The 21,076-nt window shown below is 38.0% G+C and carries 17 protein-coding genes; 7 read left to right on the forward strand and 10 right to left on the reverse strand.

What is annotated here, in order from left to right:
* Window positions 1-33: 33 nt before the first annotated feature.
* From phrB to AC1Z3T_RS00475, 4 genes are all read right to left on the reverse strand, one after another.
* A complete protein-coding gene (gene phrB, locus AC1Z3T_RS00460) occupies window positions 34-1,464 on the reverse strand; it encodes a deoxyribodipyrimidine photo-lyase (protein WP_100885653.1) in 1,431 nt (476 codons plus the stop codon).
* A gap of 110 nt (window positions 1,465-1,574) precedes the next feature.
* Window positions 1,575-2,057: an FKBP-type peptidyl-prolyl cis-trans isomerase gene (locus AC1Z3T_RS00465; protein ID WP_004829245.1), complete on the reverse strand. Its 483-nt coding sequence runs from the start codon at window positions 2,055-2,057 to the stop codon at window positions 1,575-1,577.
* 143 nt (window positions 2,058-2,200) lie between these two features.
* Window positions 2,201-3,487 (reverse strand): NAD(P)/FAD-dependent oxidoreductase, encoded by a 1,287-nt coding sequence (locus tag AC1Z3T_RS00470; protein WP_100885652.1) that lies wholly within the window; start codon window positions 3,485-3,487, stop codon window positions 2,201-2,203.
* A 125-nt stretch (window positions 3,488-3,612) separates the two neighbouring features.
* Entirely contained in the window at window positions 3,613-4,881 is a 1,269-nt protein-coding gene (locus tag AC1Z3T_RS00475) for a D-alanyl-D-alanine carboxypeptidase PBP6B (RefSeq protein WP_100885651.1), read from the reverse strand.
* A 178-nt stretch (window positions 4,882-5,059) separates the two neighbouring features.
* Between AC1Z3T_RS00475 and AC1Z3T_RS00480 the strand changes: the two genes are divergently transcribed.
* Window positions 5,060-6,763 (forward strand): M61 family metallopeptidase, encoded by a 1,704-nt coding sequence (locus AC1Z3T_RS00480; protein ID WP_100885650.1) that lies wholly within the window; start codon window positions 5,060-5,062, stop codon window positions 6,761-6,763.
* A 79-nt stretch (window positions 6,764-6,842) separates the two neighbouring features.
* Here the strand turns inward: AC1Z3T_RS00480 and uraH are convergent, their stop codons facing one another.
* On the reverse strand, window positions 6,843-7,244 hold the full coding sequence (uraH, locus tag AC1Z3T_RS00485; protein ID WP_100885649.1) for a hydroxyisourate hydrolase: 402 nt from the start codon (window positions 7,242-7,244) through the stop codon (window positions 6,843-6,845).
* A gap of 467 nt (window positions 7,245-7,711) precedes the next feature.
* On the opposite strand from uraH, the gene AC1Z3T_RS00490 reads away from it, so the two are divergent.
* Window positions 7,712-8,215 carry a hypothetical protein gene (locus AC1Z3T_RS00490; protein WP_042087657.1) on the forward strand — a complete coding sequence of 168 codons (504 nt, stop codon included), beginning with the start codon at window positions 7,712-7,714 and terminating at the stop codon, window positions 8,213-8,215.
* A gap of 230 nt (window positions 8,216-8,445) precedes the next feature.
* Window positions 8,446-8,865: a hypothetical protein gene (locus AC1Z3T_RS00495; RefSeq protein WP_005032759.1), complete on the forward strand. Its 420-nt coding sequence runs from the start codon at window positions 8,446-8,448 to the stop codon at window positions 8,863-8,865.
* Between the two features lie 63 nt (window positions 8,866-8,928).
* Here the strand turns inward: AC1Z3T_RS00495 and lipA are convergent, their stop codons facing one another.
* Window positions 8,929-9,942 (reverse strand): lipoyl synthase, encoded by a 1,014-nt coding sequence (gene lipA, locus AC1Z3T_RS00500; protein WP_004829230.1) that lies wholly within the window; start codon window positions 9,940-9,942, stop codon window positions 8,929-8,931.
* A gap of 200 nt (window positions 9,943-10,142) precedes the next feature.
* On the opposite strand from lipA, the gene sthA reads away from it, so the two are divergent.
* Complete coding sequence (gene sthA / locus AC1Z3T_RS00505; protein WP_004829228.1) at window positions 10,143-11,558, forward strand: Si-specific NAD(P)(+) transhydrogenase; 1,416 nt, start codon at window positions 10,143-10,145, stop codon at window positions 11,556-11,558.
* 106 nt (window positions 11,559-11,664) lie between these two features.
* On the opposite strand, the gene mgtA is transcribed toward sthA, so the two are convergent.
* Entirely contained in the window at window positions 11,665-14,421 is a 2,757-nt protein-coding gene (gene mgtA / locus AC1Z3T_RS00510; RefSeq protein WP_100885648.1) for a magnesium-translocating P-type ATPase, read from the reverse strand.
* 106 nt (window positions 14,422-14,527) lie between these two features.
* On the reverse strand, window positions 14,528-15,223 hold the full coding sequence (locus AC1Z3T_RS00515; RefSeq protein ID WP_100885647.1) for a hypothetical protein: 696 nt from the start codon (window positions 15,221-15,223) through the stop codon (window positions 14,528-14,530).
* A gap of 570 nt (window positions 15,224-15,793) precedes the next feature.
* Between AC1Z3T_RS00515 and AC1Z3T_RS00520 the strand changes: the two genes are divergently transcribed.
* The 3 genes from AC1Z3T_RS00520 to AC1Z3T_RS00530 all read left to right on the forward strand — a co-directional run bounded on the left by AC1Z3T_RS00520 (window position 15,794) and on the right by AC1Z3T_RS00530 (window position 19,228).
* A complete protein-coding gene (locus tag AC1Z3T_RS00520) occupies window positions 15,794-16,861 on the forward strand; it encodes a 4-phosphoerythronate dehydrogenase (protein ID WP_100885646.1) in 1,068 nt (355 codons plus the stop codon).
* Window positions 16,858-17,832: an EF-P lysine aminoacylase EpmA gene (gene epmA, locus AC1Z3T_RS00525; protein WP_100885645.1), complete on the forward strand. Its 975-nt coding sequence runs from the start codon at window positions 16,858-16,860 to the stop codon at window positions 17,830-17,832. The genes AC1Z3T_RS00520 and epmA overlap by 4 nt, the downstream gene beginning before the upstream one ends.
* 88 nt (window positions 17,833-17,920) lie before the next feature.
* Window positions 17,921-19,228: a hypothetical protein gene (locus tag AC1Z3T_RS00530; RefSeq protein ID WP_100885644.1), complete on the forward strand. Its 1,308-nt coding sequence runs from the start codon at window positions 17,921-17,923 to the stop codon at window positions 19,226-19,228.
* A gap of 75 nt (window positions 19,229-19,303) precedes the next feature.
* Here AC1Z3T_RS00530 and AC1Z3T_RS00535 read toward each other — a convergent pair whose 3' ends face one another.
* Both AC1Z3T_RS00535 and AC1Z3T_RS00540 read right to left on the reverse strand, forming a co-directional pair.
* Window positions 19,304-19,738: a hypothetical protein gene (locus AC1Z3T_RS00535; protein ID WP_100885643.1), complete on the reverse strand. Its 435-nt coding sequence runs from the start codon at window positions 19,736-19,738 to the stop codon at window positions 19,304-19,306.
* A gap of 70 nt (window positions 19,739-19,808) precedes the next feature.
* On the reverse strand, window positions 19,809-21,047 hold the full coding sequence (locus AC1Z3T_RS00540) for a multifunctional CCA addition/repair protein (RefSeq protein ID WP_100885642.1): 1,239 nt from the start codon (window positions 21,045-21,047) through the stop codon (window positions 19,809-19,811).
* Window positions 21,048-21,076: the final 29 nt, after the last annotated feature.

The raw sequence follows: 21,076 nt of genomic DNA on the forward strand, positions 1-21,076 counted from the left end.
CCCACAATTTGAGAAGCTTTTAAGTTGAGTATTTTAAATCTGCTTAAAAGCTTCAATTGCGCGGATGCGACTTTGTTTTAAATCAACAATAGGTTGAGGATAATTCAGTTGTATTTCTGAATTTTTGGCATAAGGTTCGTGAATGGTTTTTGCATCCAAATCAGCAAGTTCGGGTACCCATTTTCGGATATATTCACCTTCAGCATCAAACTTTTGTGATTGGCTGACTGGATTGAAAATACGGAAATAGGGAACTGAATCTGTGCCTGTTGAAGCGCACCATTGCCAACCACCATTATTTGCGGCCAAGTCGCCATCAATTAAATGTTGCATAAACCATTGTTCCCCTAATCGCCAATCAATCAAAAGATTTTTGCTCAGGAACATGGCAACAATCATTCGTACACGGTTATGCATCCAACCTGTCTGTAGTAATTGGCGCATCCCAGCATCAACAATCGGGATGCCTGTCTGCCCCATTTGCCAAGCGATTAGATCCTCAGGCGCATCACGCCATGCTAATTTTTGTGTTGTTTGTTTAAATGGTAAGTGCTTTGATACACGAGGAAAATCAAACAGTATATGTTGATAAAACTCTCGCCAAAGCAACTCGTCCATCCATGTTTGTTGACCTATATTTTCAATCGTAAATTGACCGTGTTGCGCTCTAAATAAAGCATTTAAACATTGTCGAATCGAAATGATGCCAATATTTAAATATGCGGAGAGCTGACTGGTGGCTTCAAGATTTGGAAAATCTCGATATACTTGATAATTTTCAATATGATTGTCTAAAAATTCATCTAATAGATGCCATGCATGTGCTTCGCCTACTTGCCATTGCGTTTTGGCATTTTTTTCTACACATTCAAATCCTAGAGTTTTTATTGTTGGAAGCGGATTTAAATCATCTTTGTAAATACTCATATCCAAAGATTGAATTTCAGGTGCGGGATAACACTGAGGTACTGAAATACTCAGTTGTTCATAACAATATTTTTTAAATGCGCCAAAGACTTGATAGGGTTGATTTGATTTATTACGGATCGAGCCTACAGGAAACAATGTACGATCATGATATAAAATTAGATCATGTCCATTTTTATTTAAACGCTTTTGAACGTCAAAATCTCTATTTAACTCATTGACGCCACACTCAATATTGGCATGAATATTTTCAATATTTAATTTTTGACAGAGTTGAGTGACTTCTGTTGCTATATTTTCCCACAATGGAATGGTTTGAATGATCAGCGGAATATTTAGCTTAGCTAGAGCGTGTTGCAGCACCTCGAGTTGACGTAGATAGAAGTCGATTTTAATCGGTGCATCATCATGTTTTTGCCATTGTTGAGGTGAAAGTACAACCAGTGCGATCACCATGCCTGACTGGCGAGCATGCCAAAGGGCGGCGTGGTCATGGATACGTAAATCTTGTCTAAACCAAATGAGTTGTTTTTGCATAAAATTTTCACAAATCGTTTTATTGATACATGATGCAAATCACTTTAACGCGATACATATAAAAAAGGCAAAGTAAAAACTTTGCCTTTTCAGATCAGATGAAACAGATCTTAGTGGTGATGACCACCTGCGCCATGTACATGACCGTGTTCTAATTCTTCTGGAGAAGCATCACGTACTTCTACGATTTCTACTTCAAAAGTAAGATCTTGACCAGCCAATGGGAAGTTAGCATCAACGATTACGTTTTCGCCTTCAACTGCTTTAACTGTAACGATTTGAACGCCATCATCAGTTTGAGCTTGGAACTGCATACCCGCTTCAATGTTTTCAACGCCTTGGAACATTTGAGCAGGAACTTCTTGAACGAGGTCAGGATTGTATTCACCATAACCTTCAGCAGCAGGGATAGTCACTGTAAATTTGTCACCTACAGTTTTACCTTCTAAAGCTTTTTCTAAACCAGGAATGATGTTACCTGCGCCATGTAAATATGCAAGTGGTTCACCTTGAGATTTATCAAGAGTTTCACCCTCAGCGTTAGTTAACGTATAGTGGAAAGAAACCACGTTGTTATTTGCAATAGCAGTCATGTTATTGATCCATTCGGTAATCGATAATTTTAAGGCTACATCATAAAGTGAAAAGCAATTTTTGTAGACTAAATTTAATAAAAAATTGCATTTTCAGCTGTATTTTGACCATTTTTTCATAGATTGGGACTAAAAATTAGATTTCAATGCAATTTAATTTTAGGTGCGATTTTTCGTGTAACAAAATCTTTGGCTGTTAATAGACCTGCATGTGCATAACCATAAATGGTGGCTTGATGGATACGGTATAAAGAGACATACATTGATTTTGCAACAAAACCTTGCACATTGACTTGACCCAACAATTCACCCACAGCTTTATTTTCACTTAGAGAGACCAGTGAACCTTTGTCTGCAAATTGGAACATCGGCTGTTGGCGTCCTTTGATACGTGCATGCATGGCATCTACCAGAAAAGCGGCTTGTTGACTTGCTACTTGTGCACGTGGACCAAGCGGGGCTTCACGTGCATCTAAGATACAGTGTGCGCAATCTCCAAAAGCAAAGATATTTGGATCTGCTTGGGTTTGTAAGGTTGCATATACTTTCAAACGACCCATGCGGTCTTTTTCAAAACCTTCTAGGTTTGCAATTACTTTAGGTGTTTTGATACCCGCCGCCCAGACTTTTAATTGTGCTTCTACAGATGTACCATCATTGAAATAAACCGTTTCAGCATCGACTTTTTCAACACGCTTTCCAGTTAAGACATCAATTTTCATGCGTTTTAATTGCTGAGTTGCATGTTCAGCCATTTTTTCAGACAGTGCAGGCAAGATACGGTCAGCACCTTCAACCAAGGTGATTTTGACATTGTTAGGATTGATTTTATTCAAGCCGTATTTATAAAAGTTTTGTTTGGCTTGAACCAGCTCTGCGGAAAGTTCAACACCTGTTGCACCCGCACCAATGACAGCAATATGCAGTTCACGATCAATATTTTTATTTTGTGCGTCTAAGTACAAGTGGAGCAAGTCTTGTTGGAAAATTTCCGCTTGTTGTCGGCTATCCAAATAGTGACAAAACTCTTTAACGCCCGGTGTATTAAAATCATTGGAAACAGAACCAACAGCAAGAATCAAAGTGTCATAACTGAGCACTATTTTTTCTTGGTTGGATTCATACTTGCTGATTTGCGTTTTACTTAGTTCAATGGTTTTATGCTCACGATCGAGCTGTTCAAACCGCCCTAAAACAAACTCATAATGATGTTTAGCGGCATGTGCATAGTAGTTGGTTTCTTCATCGCTTGGATTCATGGTTCCTGCAGCGATTTCGTGGAGTAGCGGCTTCCAAATATGGGTAAGTTTTTGGTCGACAAGGGTGATTTTGGCTTTCTTACTTTTACCAAGCGTATCACCCAGTTGTGTCACCAGCTCTAAACCACCAGCACCACCACCAACAACCACAATATGATGTAGATTAGACATAAAAAACCTAAATAGTTGTTATAAAAAAGGATGGCTTAAATATGCCATCCTATTTAATTATTTAGGTTTTTTTTGTATTACAGGTTACATAATTACAATAAATCTAAGTAAATTGGTTGGTTTTATTAAATCCCAAAAATTGACTTGATCCACTCCATTAAACGTTCGAACCAAGAGGCTTGTTCAATATGAACCTCATCTTCAATGTCGAAGCTTTGGATAAGTTGATTGTCTTGATAAACATTCACTTTAGCCAAATGCATGATTTTTTCTAAAGGTGCGGTCAATGATGTTTCATTGAGTTGAACATTTAAACGCGTTTGTGTTGTTGTCAAAGGTTCTACAGCTGTTGATAATCCATTGCTATCAGTTTTCATGACACGGCTATTGACTACATCAAAGGTGTTTAGATCAATTGGATTCACATCGTTATAGAGTGAGGTGGTAACCAACTGAGGCTTTCTTGCCTCAACTTTAAACATTTTTAATGTAGACTTGACCACAGGGAGTTCAGCAATTAATTGTTTGTCTTTGATTGCTACTTCGTCTCGTGTATAGGCATAGCCCAAATTTAACAGCTTATGGGCAATTTCAGCACGTTTAACGGCACTTTTAGCACCCATGACCACAACAATTAAACGACGGTCAGGAGACTCAGCAATGGCAGAAGGGCGATGTGCTGTTAAAGCCAAATTATAACCAGCAGCTTTGGTAAAACCTGTTTTTAAGCCATCAACACTTGGGTCTGTTTTTAAAACAAGATTGGTTGCATGATGAAAATGTTGGTTATAACTGAAACTTGGCATGACTGAATAATGCATATATTCAGGGGTTTGTGAGGTTACAGCTTGACCCAAGATCGCCATGTCATGCGCAGAAGAAAAATGATCTGGCATGGTGATCCCTGGTGGATTGGCAAAATGAGTATCTTTCATTCCCAAAGCTTGTGCTTCTTGGTTCATACGCGCAACAAATGCGGGTACGCTACCAGAGATGCGCTCTGCCAAAGTCACAGCTGCATCATTGGCAGACATGACAATCAATCCAGCAAGAAGTTGATCAATCGAGATCTGCTCACCTTGTTTCAGGTACATCTGAGATTCATCCCACTGTACGACTTGAACCACAGGTGTCGCGGTAATAATCTCTTCTTTTTTAAGATGACCTGCTTTTAGTTCTTTTAAGGTAATATATGCCACCATCATCTTGGTCATGGATGCAGGTGCACGCTGAACATGACTATTATATTCCGCAATGGTCTGACCTGATTGCGTATCTAATATTGTCCAAGCTTCAGCTTCAACAGATTGCGGGTTAATATTTAATAGAGCGGCATTAACAAACGTGGAACAAACCAAGCCCGTTATTGCAATAAAAGAAGCAAGAATTTTCAACAGATTTACCTTTAAGCCAATCCAATGGCAAGAGTAGACAAACTGTGCGAATGCTATGCCTTTTTTGCATTCTACGCTAGTAAGAATTGCAGACAATTTCGACTAAAATCGCCCGACTTTGTAAAAAAATGCTAATCTAATTGGTAATTTCTCACTGTCTATTTTCGAATATATATTTATGTTGCATTATCAGATTGAATTTGACGATTATCGTCAACACCTCATCCATGTCACATTGCGCTTTCTTGCGAACCCAACTCAAGTGTTGTCACTGCCAACATGGATTCCAGGAAGTTATTTAATTCGCGAATTTTCAAAGCATATCGAATCGGTTAAAGCTTATGATGAAGCTGGTCGTCAACTTAAAATAAATAAATTTGAAAAAAATAAATGGCGTTTATATAACACAGATCATGAACTGATTACGGTTGAGTACGATGTTTATGCCTATGATCTTTCAGTGCGAGGTGCATATGTTGATCAAAGCCGTTTGTATGTGAATCCAGCTTGTGTATGTTTAGGGCTTCAAGATCAACAAGATTCTGCGATTGAAGTTGAAGTATTTTTACCCGAGGAGTTAAAGCATTTTCAACTTGCGACGGGTTTAGTATCGAAGAGTTTGGTGAAAGGTCGTTTTACCTTAAAAGCCGATCATTATGCTCAACTGATCGATGCACCATTTGAATTGGCAGAACAAACAAGATTTAGCTTCGAGGCGAATGGAATTCCACATGAGTTTGTGGTTTCTGGTCAACATGCAATGAATGCTGAACGTATGAAGCAAGATCTTGAAAAAATCTGTAGTACAGAAATTAGCATGTTTGGTTCAGCACCTTTCGAAGACTATACGTTCATGACAATGGCAACAGGCAATAGCTATGGCGGGTTAGAACACCCAAATAGCACGAGTCTGATTACTCCACGTAGTGACTTGCCAAAGTTGAACGAGCCTGAGGAACCATCGGCAGATTATCAACGATTCTTGGGGCTTTGCAGTCATGAGTATTTTCACTCATGGTTAGTTAAATTTATTCGACCAGAAAACTTTGCCAATTATGATTTAGATCAGGAAGGTTACACCTCTTTATTGTGGATTTTCGAAGGTTTCACTTCATATTATGATGATTTGATTTTGTACCGCAGCGGTGTGATTTCTCAAGCGTCATATTTGAGTTTGCTGAAAGGACAAATTGATCGTTATTTGCAAAATCCGGGACGCTTTATTCAGTCTGTTTCTGAATCAAGTTTTGATGCTTGGATTAAATTTTATCGTCAAGATGAAAACTCAAACAATGCTGGAACCAGTTACTATAACAAAGGCTGTTTAGTAGCACTAAGTTTGGATTTGGGATTACGTTTACGTGGCTCTAGTCTAGATGCTTTGATGCGCCGTTTGTATGAAAATACTCAAAAAGGTATTCAAGTCAATGAGCGCACAATTGTTGAATTATGTAATGAATTGACAGGCAGCAATTGGATTGAACAAATTAATCATTTGATCAATACCACTGATGAATTGCCACTGGATCAATTGTTCCCTGAATTTGGTTTGAGTTATCGTTTAAAAAATGAAAAGGCATTGCCATTTGGACTGAAATTGGTGGATAAACCTGAAGGGGTGCTTATTCAACAGGCGAGACGTGAAGGTACGGGTGCGATTGCAGGACTTTCAGCCAATGATGTGATAGTTGCGATTGATGGGTTAAAAGCCTCAGAAAAACTTTTATCCCAATATTCCAAACAACAAGATAGATTTACCGTGTATGCCTTCCGCCGAGATGAATTTATGCAGTTCGAGCTTCAAGGTGGGGAAATTGATTTAACTACAGTTGAATTGACTGTTTTAGATCAAGACAAAGCAGAAAAATGGCTCAAGGTTTAAATTGGCTTGAACCGAAAACCGATGTTTGATACATCGGTTTTTTTAGGGCGGAATTTAAACTAGGGTTGATTATTTAAGTTTAATTACCACGATAAGTCGAATAACCATATGGGCTGATGAGTAACGGAATATGATAATGCTCAAGCGTACCATCGATTACAAAAACCACAGGGACTTCAGGAAAAAAGCTTCGTTGGTTCTTTTGTTTAAACCATTCACCTGTTTCAAAAGTAACTTTATAGACACCTTTGTCGAGCACTTTATTTTCAGGGTATAAGGCTAAAATTCTTCCATTACTGTCAGTAGTGCCTTCATTAATTTTTATCCATTTATCTTTTTGCTGCGCTTCAAGAATGACTTTAACATTGCTTGATGGTAGACCACTTTCAAGATTTAGAACATGCACACTCAATGGATTTTGAGCAAAACAAAGCCCAGAAAAAAAAGTGGCGAACATTGATAAGGTGAGTTTTTTCATCATGTTTAGCTTAGATTAAAATCTCTATGTTAAAGTCAATGTACAATTGTGCCGCTAAAAAAATGTAAGATTATATTAACTGTTCAAATTTATTTTGCTTACTTTCTTTTATATCATTTATTTAACAATGATTTAGTTGAAGTTTATTCATTTATTTAAAACTGTTCTTTTATTCATTTGATCTGCTGATTCTAGGCAAAGTACGATATTTTCTCAATACAAAGCAAATTTTCTCCTGTGTCTAATCATTACTTGGCATCATTTAGATTTGATTTTGTATAGTAAAAAGAATGAGCAATTCGCTTTTTTGAATTTTCGATGATATATTTAAATTTTATTGTTTAGTTTTATAAAAATAATATATTAATTAAATTTTACAGTAAATTTTTAAATTTATATTGCGGCAACGAGTTGGACAATAAAAAGTTGTTTGCAATATTTGATTAAATCAGAAAACAAGGAAATACAAAATGGGACAATTTCAGATGTATATTTTACGTATCGTGCTGTGTTGCAGCCTTTTATTCACAGCATCAGTTACACGAGCAGATAATACCGGAAAACTACAGTTTTTATATACAGCATATTTGGATGTACCAGCACTCATTTCAAATGTGCTCGAGTCTTGTGAGCAATTCGATCCCTCGACCAGAAAAGAGTTGCAGAATATGTATGATGAATGGAATCAAAAACATGGGCGCTATCAAAATGAGTTACAACAACTTTTATTTAAATTTCTCAGTCAGCAGATGGGAACGGAAAAAGCGCAGGAGTTGGTGACTTATCTCAAAGTAGAAGTTCAAAAAGAGCTAGGAAGTTTGCATTTCCCTCAGAATCATACATGGAAAGACAATTGGTACTGTACTCAAGGATTACCTGATGACTTAAGAGGTAAAGGTTTAATGCTGGATTATGCAGACTACGTAAAAGAGCTTAAGCAAAATTTGGATCAACTTAAACAGGAAGTGGAATAAGTCATTTTATTGATTTCAAATTTTAACTGATTTTGTCTTGGTGGCAATTCAGTCTTATTCATAAACATGTAAGCACAATTCAAATAAAAACAAATACGTATTTTTGCTTACTTATGATTAATAAATGACAACACATTTGTCATTCAACCCCTAAACGACATATTTTAAGATCGATAAATAATAAATTTAATTTTTTAAATTTAAAATGAATAATTCAAAGGGTTGTATCAATGAAAAAACTTTTCCTAAATACCATCATCATTTCATGTGGTTTAACGGCTGCGCAACTTGGATTTGCAGCAAATTGCACAGGTGCAATCAACAATAATGCGGTGTCGAATTTAACAGTACCCGCAGGTGCAACTTGTATCTTAAATAGTAGTTCTGTCGATGGTAATGTTAATGTACAAAATGGAGCCAGTTTGATTCTCAATAATTCTTCGGTTAGTGGTAGTGTCCAAGCCAATTCAGCCAAAGTGTTGAAGTTAGTCAACTCTTCAGTAGAGGGGGATGTGGCTGCATCTCAAGTTTCAACGACATTGAGCTTAAATAAGTCGATGGTTTCGGGAAATTTACATTGTTCAACATTAACAAAATTACAAAGCAATATGAGCAGTATCGAAGGTAAAACAATTGGAAAATGCCGTTAACAACTGCTGATACTAAAAAAGCACGCTTTAGAGCGTGCTTTTTGGTATATGTTTGAATCAGTTTTAAGCTTCGATCGCTTGGACTGCAATTTTCTTAGCAGGATCTACTTTACGACGAACTTGTGGAACAGGCTCTCCATAATATTGACGATCAGCAAAATAACTTGAACGAACCATCGGTGCTGCCCAAATATTTCTAAAACCTAGTTTTTGCCCATGCGCAGTATAACGTTCAAACTCTTCTGGCGTTACAAAACGATCAATAGGGGCATGTTCTTTTGATGGCTGTAAGTATTGTCCAATAGTGACATAGTCAACACCATGAGCATGCAAGTCATCTAACAATGCAATCACTTCGTCTTCAGTTTCACCAATACCGACCATTAGACCGCATTTGGTAGGGACATCAGGACAGTATTCTTTAAACATTTTCAATAGATTTAAAGAGTGCTGATAATCTGAACCTGGACGCATCGCCTTATATAAACGAGGTACTGTTTCAATGTTGTGGTTAAACACGTCAGGCGGACATTCAGTCATGATACGCAATGCAATGTCCATACGACCACGGAAGTCAGGCACTAAAATTTCCAGTAAAGTCTTTGGACTAAGCGCACGAGCTTCTTTAATACAGTCTACAAAATGCTGAGCTCCACCATCCAATAGATCATCACGGTCTACTGAAGTGATCACAGCATATTTCAAACCTAAGTTTGCAATCGTTTCAGCCATGTGACGTGGTTCATCTGGGTCAAGCGCATTTGGTCGACCATGTGCAACATCACAGAAAGGGCAACGACGAGTACAGATATCACCCATAATCATAAAGGTTGCAGTACCACCACCAAAACACTCAGGAAGGTTTGGACAAGCAGCTTCTTCACAGACCGTATGTAATTTTTGCGCACGTAATGTGGTTTTGATACGTTGAACTTCATCAGGCGCAGCCATTTTCACACGAATCCAATCCGGCTTTCGTGGTGCTTCAACCGTTGGAATAACTTTTACAGGTATACGAGCAACTTTTTCCGCGCCACGTAATTTGACACCCTGTTCTGGTTTACGGTTCTCTGACATATTCAACTTTTCCACTGTTTTCTACGGGGGAGATAAACCATTATAGCGGAAATGCAAAACGATAGGGCAAAAACACTATTCATATACTAAATGTCGTTATCACAGAATATATGCATGTGAAATACAGAAAATTGTTTCGGTTTAGTTCATAATATCGCATGAGAAAAGATATAGACTGAATTTACTATAAGGAGCTTTGAATGCCACGTAAGAAAGAAGTCGTTAGTGGGAATTTTGTGAAATACGATGCAGTCGTACTTGGCTCTGGTCCTGCTGGTGAAGGCGCGGCAATGAAGCTTGCTAAATCGGGTAAGCGTGTTGCAATTGTAGATATTCGTGAGCAATTGGGTGGTAACTGTACGCATGTCGGTACTATTCCAAGTAAAGCTTTGCGTCAAACAGTTTCAAGTATTATCCGTTACCAACGTGATCCAATGTTTAAAAAAGTGGGGGATTGGAAACAATTCACCATGAAACAAGTATTGCGTAATGCACATAAAGTGATTCAACAACAAGTTGATACACATTCACGTTTTTATGACCGTAATAATATTGATGTTTTTCATGGTCGTGCATATATCCAAGATAAAAATACCGTCATTATTTTTAGTGAAGATGGTATAAAAGAAACTTTGGGCTTCAAGCAACTCGTTGTTGCGACTGGTAGCCGACCGTATCATCCACAAGGTTTAGACTTTAATCACCCACGTGTATTTGATTCGGATAAAATTTTAGATCTCGATTTCACTATTCATAAGATTATTATCTATGGTGCAGGTGTTATCGGCTGTGAATATGCGTCTATTTTCATTGGCTTAGACCATAAAGTTGATTTGATTAATACTCAACATCAACTCTTAAGCTATTTAGATGACGAAATTGCAGATGCATTGTCGTATCACTTGCGTGAACAAGGGGTGTTGATCCGCCATAATGAACAAATTGATCATTTAGAGACTTTTGATGATCATGTTGTGCTTTATTTACAAAGTGGTAAGAAGATTAAAGCAGATGCCATTCTTTGGTGTAATGGTCGTTCAGGAAATACGGATGGCATGGGACTTGAAAATGTCGGTCTTACGCCAAACAGTCGCGGTCAACTTGCAGTCAACGATCAATATCAAACAGAAGTTGAAAATGTGTATGCTGCGGGTGATGTGGTAGGTTGGCCATCGCTTGCTTCAGCTGCATATGACCAAGGTCGTTGCGCAGGATCGAACATGGCTGGTGAAAAAGATGTCAAGCCTGTAAAAGATATCCCAACAGGTATTTACACGATTCCAGAAATTTCTTTCTTTGGTAAAACTGAAAGTCAGTTGACTGAGGAAAAAATTCCATATGAAGTGGGTCAAGCATCTTTCCGTCATTTGGCTCGTGCGCAAATTACGGGTGACACAGTGGGTGAACTTAAAATTTTATTTCATCGTGATACCTTGGAATTGTTAGGTGTCCATTGTTTCGGTAACAATGCCGCTGAAATTATTCATATTGGGCAAGCTGTGATGCAAAGCGGTAACAACACCATTAAGTATTTTGTTGAAACCACCTTCAACTATCCGACCATGGCGGAAGCTTATCGTGTTGCGACCTTGAATGGTATGAACCGATTATTTTAGTCAAAGCGGTTCATGTAAGTAAGTACTAGCACGATCATCGAATAAAAAAACGAAAGCCTTTCTCTTGAATAAGGGAAAGGCTTGTTAGTTTCAATGACGCTGGTTTTTATTGCCAACCATAACGACGGATGTATATTGTTTTAACCCACTGTGTCAGACACATATAAGCAATTAAAATAAATGGTAAGTAGAAGAAATAACTGAGCGGTAATGCTTCAAGTTTTAAATAACTCGCCAATGGTCCCATTGGTAAAAATATACCAATACACATAATGATTGCAGTCATAACCAATAAAGGCGTTGCGGCACGACTTTGAAAGAATGGTACTTTGGCTGTACGAATCATATGTACAATCAGTGTTTGAGTGAGCAGCCCCACCACAAACCAACCTGATTGGAATAAGGTTTGTTGTGCTGGCGTATTTGCTGAAAAAACAAACCACATTAAGGCAAAGGTTAAAATATCAAAAATTGAGCTGATTGGTCCAAACACAATCATGAAACGACCAACTTCACTTGGCTGCCAACGTTGTGGTTGAGCAATTAATTCTTCATCCACATGGTCAAATGGAATAGCGATCTGAGAAATATCATAAAGTAGATTTTGAATCAAAAGGTGAATTGGCAACATTGGTAAGAACGGAATAAATGCACTGGCAACCAATACTGAAAATACATTACCAAAATTGGAGCTTGCGGTCATTTTGATGTATTTCAGCATATTTGCAAAAGTCCTACGACCTTCAATTACGCCGTTTTCCAAGACCATTAAGCTTTTTTCAAGCAGAATTAAATCTGCGGATTCTTTGGCAATATCCACGGCTGTATCAACTGAAATCCCAATATCTGCAGCGCGAATTGCTGCCGCATCGTTGATTCCATCGCCCAAGAAGCCGACCACATGCCCATTGGCTTTGAGTTGTTCAACAATACGTTCTTTATGAACAGGACTAAGTTTTGCGAAGATATCATAGTGCTCAACGGCTTCTTTCAGTTGTTTATCTGACAGCGTTTCTATAATTCCACCAAGTAAGATGCGTTCACATTGAATACCAATTTCACGACATACTTTCTGTGTGACAAATTCATTATCTCCAGTCAATACTTTGACGGTGACGCCATGCGCATGCAGGCTTTTTACAGCAGCCGTGGCTGATTCTTTCGGCGGATCTAAAAAGGCAACATAACCAATTAAAATCAGATCACTTTCATCGGCGACAGAAAAATTTTCTTGGTCAATTGAAAATTCACGATAAGCCACAGCTACGACACGCAAACCATCTTGGTTATAATGTTGAGTCAGTGCTTCAATGGCCGTTTGCTTTTGTGTGGATAAGGCTTCTACTTTGCCATCAATTTCAACATAACGGCAAACTTTGAGCATTTCCTCAACTGCACCTTTGGTGATCATGCGGACTTTGTTTTGAGGGGTTTTGACTACCACTGACATGCGTCGACGATCAAAATCAAAAGGTACTTCATCTATTTTTTTATAACGTAACTTTTGTGTTTTGATCTCTGGGTCAACGGCGTCTAATACAGCAACATCAAGTAGATTTTTCAAACCAGTTTGATAGTAACTGTTTAAAAATGCCTGCATTAAAACATAGTGTGAGGTTTGACCATGGATATCGACATGTTGTGATAGAAAGATTTTGTCCTGAGTTAAGGTTCCCGTCTTATCTGTACATAATACATCCATTGCGCCAAAGTTTTGGATGGCATCCAGACGTTTAACAATGACTTTCTTCTTAGATAAAAATACTGCACCTTTTGCTAAAGTTGAAGTGACAATCATCGGCAACATTTCTGGTGTTAAGCCGACTGCTACTGAAAGTGCGAATAAAAAAGCTTCTGCCCAATCACCTTTGGTGAATCCGTTGATAAATAGCACAACGGGTGCCATGACCAACATAAAGCGAATGAGTAACCAGCTGACTTTGTTGACCCCCAATTGAAAAGAGGTAGTACCACGATCTGTTGCTGTTACACGATGAGCCAAAGCACCAAAATAAGTCTGTATTCCTGTACTTACCACCATAGCGTGTGCTGAGCCAGAAACCACATTGGTTCCCATAAATACAATATTTTCCAGTTCCAAAGCATTACTTTGCTCTAGATTTGATTGCACTGGAAATTTTTCTACAGGCATCGATTCGCCTGTCATGGCTGCTTGCGAGACAAATAAATCCTTAGCGGTAAGAATACGACAATCTGCAGGAATCATGTCTCCAGCGGAAAGTAGAATAATATCACCAGGAACCAGATATTGAATCGGCATTTCAAATTGAGAATTTTTTTGATGTTTAACATCAATTCCATAGCGTTGTTGCATCAGCACAAGATCATCATAACTGAGCTGATCTCTTAAAACTGTTGCGGTATTACTGACCATCGCTTTTAAGGCATCGGCGGCTTGGTTGGATTTAGATTCTTGCCAGTAGCGAAGCAGGGTGGAAAGAATCACCATGACACTGATAATACATGTGCCAGTCAAATCGTCAGTAAGAAAAGCCACCAGCGCTAAAAGGCTCAATAAAATATTGAAAGGATTACGATAGCAATACCAAAGGTGTTGCCACCACATCAACGGCTTTTCATGTGAGACTTCATTTAACCCAATGATCTTTTGCTGGGCATTTGCTTGTTGTTCGGTTAAGCCTGCTTCTGAACTGTTAAATTTGTGGAGCAGTTGCGCAGAGTCAAGTTTCGCAGCCTTCACTAATCTGGTAGATAATGTTTTGCTGATTTCTTGTGCATAACTGGATTGATGCAATTCTTTAAAAGATTGACTGCGCCCAAAGAAACGCATGAGGTGAAATCTTTTGAGAAAGGTTGTAAATAGCTTGTGCCAGAGTTTCATATCGAAGTCCTCTTTTTTTAGGCGTGCAAAGTCTCTGACCTTATTGTTAAAATAAAGCCGATTTAAAAAATATTTTATAAAATTAAGGGGTTAATTAAGCTTTTAATTAAGGTGTGTAACTTAATCCAAGTCCAAACCATCGCTGTCGGAAAGCATTGAAACGATCACCGAAAGTAGCTTCAAGTGTTATGATATTTGGGATCAGGCGATAGTGCACAGCGGTCTGAAAAAAGGGCGCATCACGATCTTGATTATAAGTTTCTGCACTTAACGCCCAACGATCGTTAAGCGAATAATGCGTCGCAACTCCCCAACGAATTAAACGTGAATGATCAGGCGCATATTGGTAACCCAAGTTGGTATCAAGTTCTAAACGTGGAGCTAAATTAAAACTCATCGGTAGATTGAGAAACCAATCGAGATCAGAAGAATGCTGAGACTGTTCGTCTTGTGACAGCATCAGACTACTTGCAATTCCCCAGAACTGATTCATAGGTTTTAATACAGTTTTTGCTTGAGCTGAAAAACCATGGACATTATCAACATCTTTCGATGCATGATATCCTACTGAAATTTCTAGATTTTCAGAAAAGTTACATGCAGGAGTGACTTGGTATGACCATGTACCTGATGTACTATGTGAATAAGCACTTTCTAATTGGCAGCGGTGTGCAGCAGTAATGGATGCATCGTCAGTATTTAAAAGAGGATCAGCTTTACTCTTTTGAGCAAGCACAATAATCCCACAGAGTAAAAATACACTGATTGCACAATACCATTGAATGGAAGCATGTAAAAACATCGGCTTCTCCCCATTTTTAGGTGAGAAACTAAACGGGTTGTAGTCAACACATTAAATTTTTGCTGATATGTAAAAATTTTATAGGGGGGGATTAAAGTATAATTTTTTCAAGGCTATCTCATTGCAAGATAGCCGACCTAATAGGCTATATTGCTCAGTATTCGCTTTGATTTAAAAGATAATTAAACCCGAACCTCGAACAACTTCCCATTTAGGATCTCCATTGAATAAACTCAACGGCATTATAGTGCAAGTGCTTGGATTAACAAGTCCTATTTGATGAATTTTTTATTATAAATTTAAAATTAACAATCAATGCTTTGTAAATAAAGGACTTGGCTGAGTTTTTTTATTTTATAAGCTTCTTAATAATTATGAGTCGTCAGAATAATTCGATTTAATTATTTAGATAATATTTGCTTCTATCAAGACTTAAAAGTCTAAATAATGATATTGAATATGGCTGTTTGACTTAAGCGGCATACTTTTTAGAAATTAGATTTATGAACAACATAGTTTTAATAGGTTCAAAGGTTTATCATAGCGACAGCTTAATGTGTGGATAGTGTTATGAAAATTGTTGCAGATGAAAATCTAGCATTTACTGAATATTTCTTTTCAGAATTCGGAGAAATTCATCAAGCAGCAGGGCGCAATCTTAGCCATGACAATGTTAAAGATGCTGATGCTTTATTGATTCGATCTGTCACAAAGGTTAATCAACAGTTAATCGCAAATACTGCATTAAAATTTGTAGGAAGTGCGACAATTGGTACAGATCACTTAGATATTGAAGCTTTAGAAAATCATCAAATTACATGGTCGAATGCAGCAGGATGTAATGCACAAGCTGTTGCAGAATACGTCATCACCGCTTTATTACATCTTCATCCAGAATTCTTGGACGCAGGAAAACAGTTTACTTTAGGCATTGTAGGTTTAGGTAATGTGGGAACACGTTTAGCTTACATGGCGCAATTATTGGGCTGGAATGTGATCGGTCATGATCCTTTTGTGCAAGATGGCAGCATTAGACAAGTTGAACTTGAAGAATTACTTAAAAATTCCAACGCAGTGACCCTACATGTACCTTTAACACACACAGGGCAACATCCAACACATCATTTAATCAACGCTGAAACATTAGCAATGATGCATCCAGAAACAATCCTCATTAATTCTGCACGTGGTGCAGTAATTGAAGAAGCGGCATTGATTGCAGATATTTTAACAACACGACGTCAAGTGGTGCTCGATGTATTTGAACATGAGCCTGAAATTTCACAACGCTTACTTGATTTAATTACTCTCGTAACACCCCATATCGCAGGCTATAGTTTAGAGGGCAAGGCGAGAGGGACACAGATGATCTACGAGGCATTTTGCAAACGATTTGATTACTCAGCACACAAGAAATTTGAATCACAATTGCCTGCTTGTGAACAATATTTCTATGGCAATAGTATTAAACAGACACTGAAAAACTATTTGACTGAAATCTATAATATTCAGCGTGATGATGACAATTTGCGCGATTGTCTAAAAGATGGAAAGGTGGATCAAAAAGCGTTTGATTATCTCCGTAAAAGCTATCCTTTACGCCGTGAATGGTCTGCTCATGGAGGTCCAAAAGCATGATGACTAACTTTAAACCGACTTGTGATCTTCAGGCACTGAAAGCACGTGCAAAATTGTATCAGCAAATTCGTCAGTTTTTTGAGCAACGGGATGTTTTGGAAGTTGAAACACCTATCTTGTCGCAAGCAGGTGTCACAGATGTTCATTTGGCTTCTATACAAGCACATCGCCATCTACAAGGTAAAAAGCTGACGCATTATTTGCAGACTTCTCCTGAATTTGCGATGAAGCGTTTATTGGCAAGTGGCAGCGGGGCAATTTATCAAATATGTAAAGTATTCCGAGATGATGAGCATGGTCGCAAGCACAACAGTGAATTTACCATGTTGGAATGGTATCGTCCGCACTTTAATTTAAAAGACTTGATGTTTGAAGTGACAGATCTATTAAATGTTGTTTTGGCTGAACGTTTTGGCGATGTTCGTCCGACAGTCTTGAGTTATAAACACGCATTTATTGATCGTTTAGATTTAAATCCGCTTAAGGCAACTTTGTCAGAACTTAAAGATGCAGCCCACCGAGTCGGGTTAAATCTGGATTTGGGTGATGACCGTTTGGCATATATTGATTTGTTATTTTCACATATGGTTGAACCGAGTTTAGGCTTTGATACACCTGTATTTTTAACTGATTTTCCACCAGAATTGGCATCATTGGCGAAAACTAAAATTGATGAAGATGGTGAGTTAGTTGCTGCACGTTTTGAGCTTTATATCGAGGGACTTGAGCTTGCCAATGCCTATGATGAATTGATAGATGCAGCAGTTTTACGTAGTCGTTTTCAAGCGGATAATGCTGAGCGTGAAAAACTTGGTTTACATGTCATGCCTGTCGATGAGTATTTATTGACGGCTTTGCCGAATATGTCGGAATGTGCAGGGATCGCTTTAGGAATCGATCGTCTATTGATGGTGGTGATGAACCAAATGAAGCTGGAAAAGGTGATTACATTTCCTGCGGATGTGTCTTAAAACATCATTTTCACCTATTGTTCATATAGTCGGATAATAGGTGAATATATTGAATAAACATACTCGTTTTATGAGGAATAATAAGAATATGAATGATATAGAAATTTTATACAAATCCTTAAATGAGCGAAGACGACCAGAAGATATTGCTGAAATTATCAGAAAGTTGATTGGATCAGATTTAAATGCGCATGAACGTCAAATATTAGAAAGGGCGGCACGTTATGCACTCGTGCGTAAAAGTATTGCTTATACTTCAATGCCTGAACACTTTAGAGTTATCGTAGGCGCACAAAAGCAAGTAAATACGGCAAATACACTTTTTCATTTTCAGCCAATCGCTGAATTGGACTATTGTAAAACAGACGATATTAACTCTCTTTTACAGCAGATCGAAGCAACATTATTTAAAAAAGTCGGACACAATGATTTTGTTCAAGATAGGCTTAACAAAAATGAGCGCGATCATAGGCAGTTACAATTATCAAAGCGGCAATATAATAAAAAATGGCGTTTAGCTAAACGTATAGAAAAAAAGCAACAGACGATTCAAAAAGAACTGCAAAAGCTGGAATATGAGAAAATTGCTAAGCATGGTTTTGCACATCATTTAGGCTATAACGATTTTACTCAAGATCTCAATTCAGCATGTTTTATTGCATATTATACTGCTCGATGTAACTTACGTAGTGTTTTTACAAATACTTCACAAGAGCAACCATTTGATGAAATCTGTGAAATGCTTTTAACTCGCTGTAACGATTATCAAACTACCAATTGGTGGGCTATTGCTCAGGTATATATTACCCCTGAGGTGTTAGAAAAATTATCAGAAGTACAAAAAGGAAACTTGTTAGGGAAGTGGACCAGTGCTTTAGAAAATATCGCTCACTTTTTACGAGTACTTTGGCAAAATAATGATATTGATCGGCAAACCATGATCGTAAAGCGAGGCAATGATTCTTCAACTTGGAATCACGCAGCAGGTGCTTGGAATAAAGCACGAGATCAATGGATGCAATTGATTTATGCACTGGGTTTGGACTCAATTTTGGATGAGATCTGTTTTGGTAAAGTATTACGCCTTATGGCAGCAGATGTTGCTGCATGGCATTTTCAATCAGGTGGAAAGCTTGACCCAAATACACTGGTTTGGTCTCAATTGCCCTTACCTTGGGAGGTTATACAAGGGCAAGCAGTGTGTACCAAAACAAATGTGATCAAGCAATGTTTGGCAGTAAGTTTAGACCCTGAAAAATCGGGTTGGATTGCACCAAAGTTACATGGTATTGTAGCATTTAAGCCTACACCTGAATTGGTACATGGAGTAGCAATCAATCATCCTTTTTTAGCCAGTATTTTGAAAAGGTATAAATTTTTTTCTGGTAAATGGTAGGTTAGTTCAGTGGTAGAACGTTCGGCTCTAGGACCGAATGGACGCAGGTTCGAGCCCTGCACCTATCGTCCTTTTTTAATAAATTTTATATTTCTCTAATATGCTCAATAAAAAATTATCTTCTTGTTTCAAAAAAAGCTGGTTTTCAAAGTTGAATGAATACGCGATTAAAATATGATTTAAAGCAGATAAAACATGGTTTAGGGTTAAATATTTTGTTTGAATTAATATTGAAAATGCATTTGAAATTTCATTTAAACTAAACGAGTATTCGTTTTGTCCCATTTCGATATGATCTTTGATTCTGGTTTCAATTTGATCAATGCTGAACAATGGATTTTGAATAAAGTATTCTAAATAATCTGCAACCTCCTCTAAGATATCAAAGGGATAATTACGTTGATAGCGAATTGCATATTGAATTAATGGTTTGCGTAAAACTTCAAAGTTTTTTCGTTGTGATGATGTAAGCAATTGAGCAGTTTTTGTTTTAATAATTAAATTCTGCAAGATCAATCCTTTCTTCTTTCTATATTTGAATAACAATTAAAACCTCTCAAATTTCTGAGAGGTTTTTTGCTTAAACCGTATGATGATGACCTAATTGATCTTTTAAGTGCGCAATCGCCTCGATGCGTTTTTGAATCAGCATCTCACCGATATCTGCACCTTGAACTTCTGATGGTAAGTCTGAGGCTTTGATGCTACGTACAGTTTTCATCACCTCTAAAAGGAAATGGGCTTGAGGGTATTCACGATCTTCTAAACCTAAACGACCTTTTGCATCACATTCACAGGCTTGAACAAACGCTTCAACACGCTCTGGACGGCGCAATACGTCTAAACGTTGTAGTAAGCGCCATAATGTGCCTGCTTTTAAAGTAAAGGCTTGGTGGCATTTTAAATGCTCTTTACATACAGCAAGGGCAAGTTGTTTGGTTTGAGTTGGTACACGCAAACGATCACACACCGCCGTAACAGGTTGAATACCACGTTCTTCATGCATGATATGCCGTGGCAACTCATCCTTCGGCGTAAGCGCTTTACCCAGATCATGTACCAGTACAGCAAAGCGCACATCCAAAGCATAATTGGCTTTACATGCTTGTTGTAGAGACATCAGGGTATGAATACCACAGTCAATTTCAGGATGATATTCAGGTCGTTGTGGTACACCAAACAGTGCATCAATTTCAGGGAATAAAACTTTTAAAGCACCACATTCACGTAATACTTCAAAATAAACATCAGCATGATCTTCCAATAATGCACGAGAAGTTTCTTTCCAAACTCGTTCTGGTGTTAAAGCTTGTAACTCACCAGACTCAGCCAATAGGCGCATTAAGCTGATGGTTTCATCGGCAATACGAAAACCATATTGAGCATATCGAGCAGCAAAACGTGCTACACGCAACACACGTAAAGGGTCTTCTGCAAAAGCACTAGAAACATGACGTAAAACTTTATGTTTAAGGTCATCTTGTCCGTGATAAGGGTCATAAACTTGACCAGCATCATCCATTGCCATGGCATTGATGGTGAGATCACGGCGAATCAAATCTTCTTCTAAAGTGACATCGGGATCAGTAAAAAACTCAAAGCCATGATACCCATGTCCTGACTTACGTTCAGTACGTGCGAGCGCATATTCTTCTTTTGTTTCTGGATGTAAAAACACAGGGAAATCTTTTCCCACAGGTTGATAACCTTGGGCAAGAAGTTGTTCTGGCGTAGCACCAACCACAACATAATCTTTTTCGTGATAGGGATGACCGAGTAAATGATCTCTAACGGCACCGCCTACTAAATAAACTTGCATGAAAAAACCTCTATTCTTGATGCCATCAT

The sequence above is a fragment of the Acinetobacter sp. B-6 genome, from assembly GCF_056930735.1.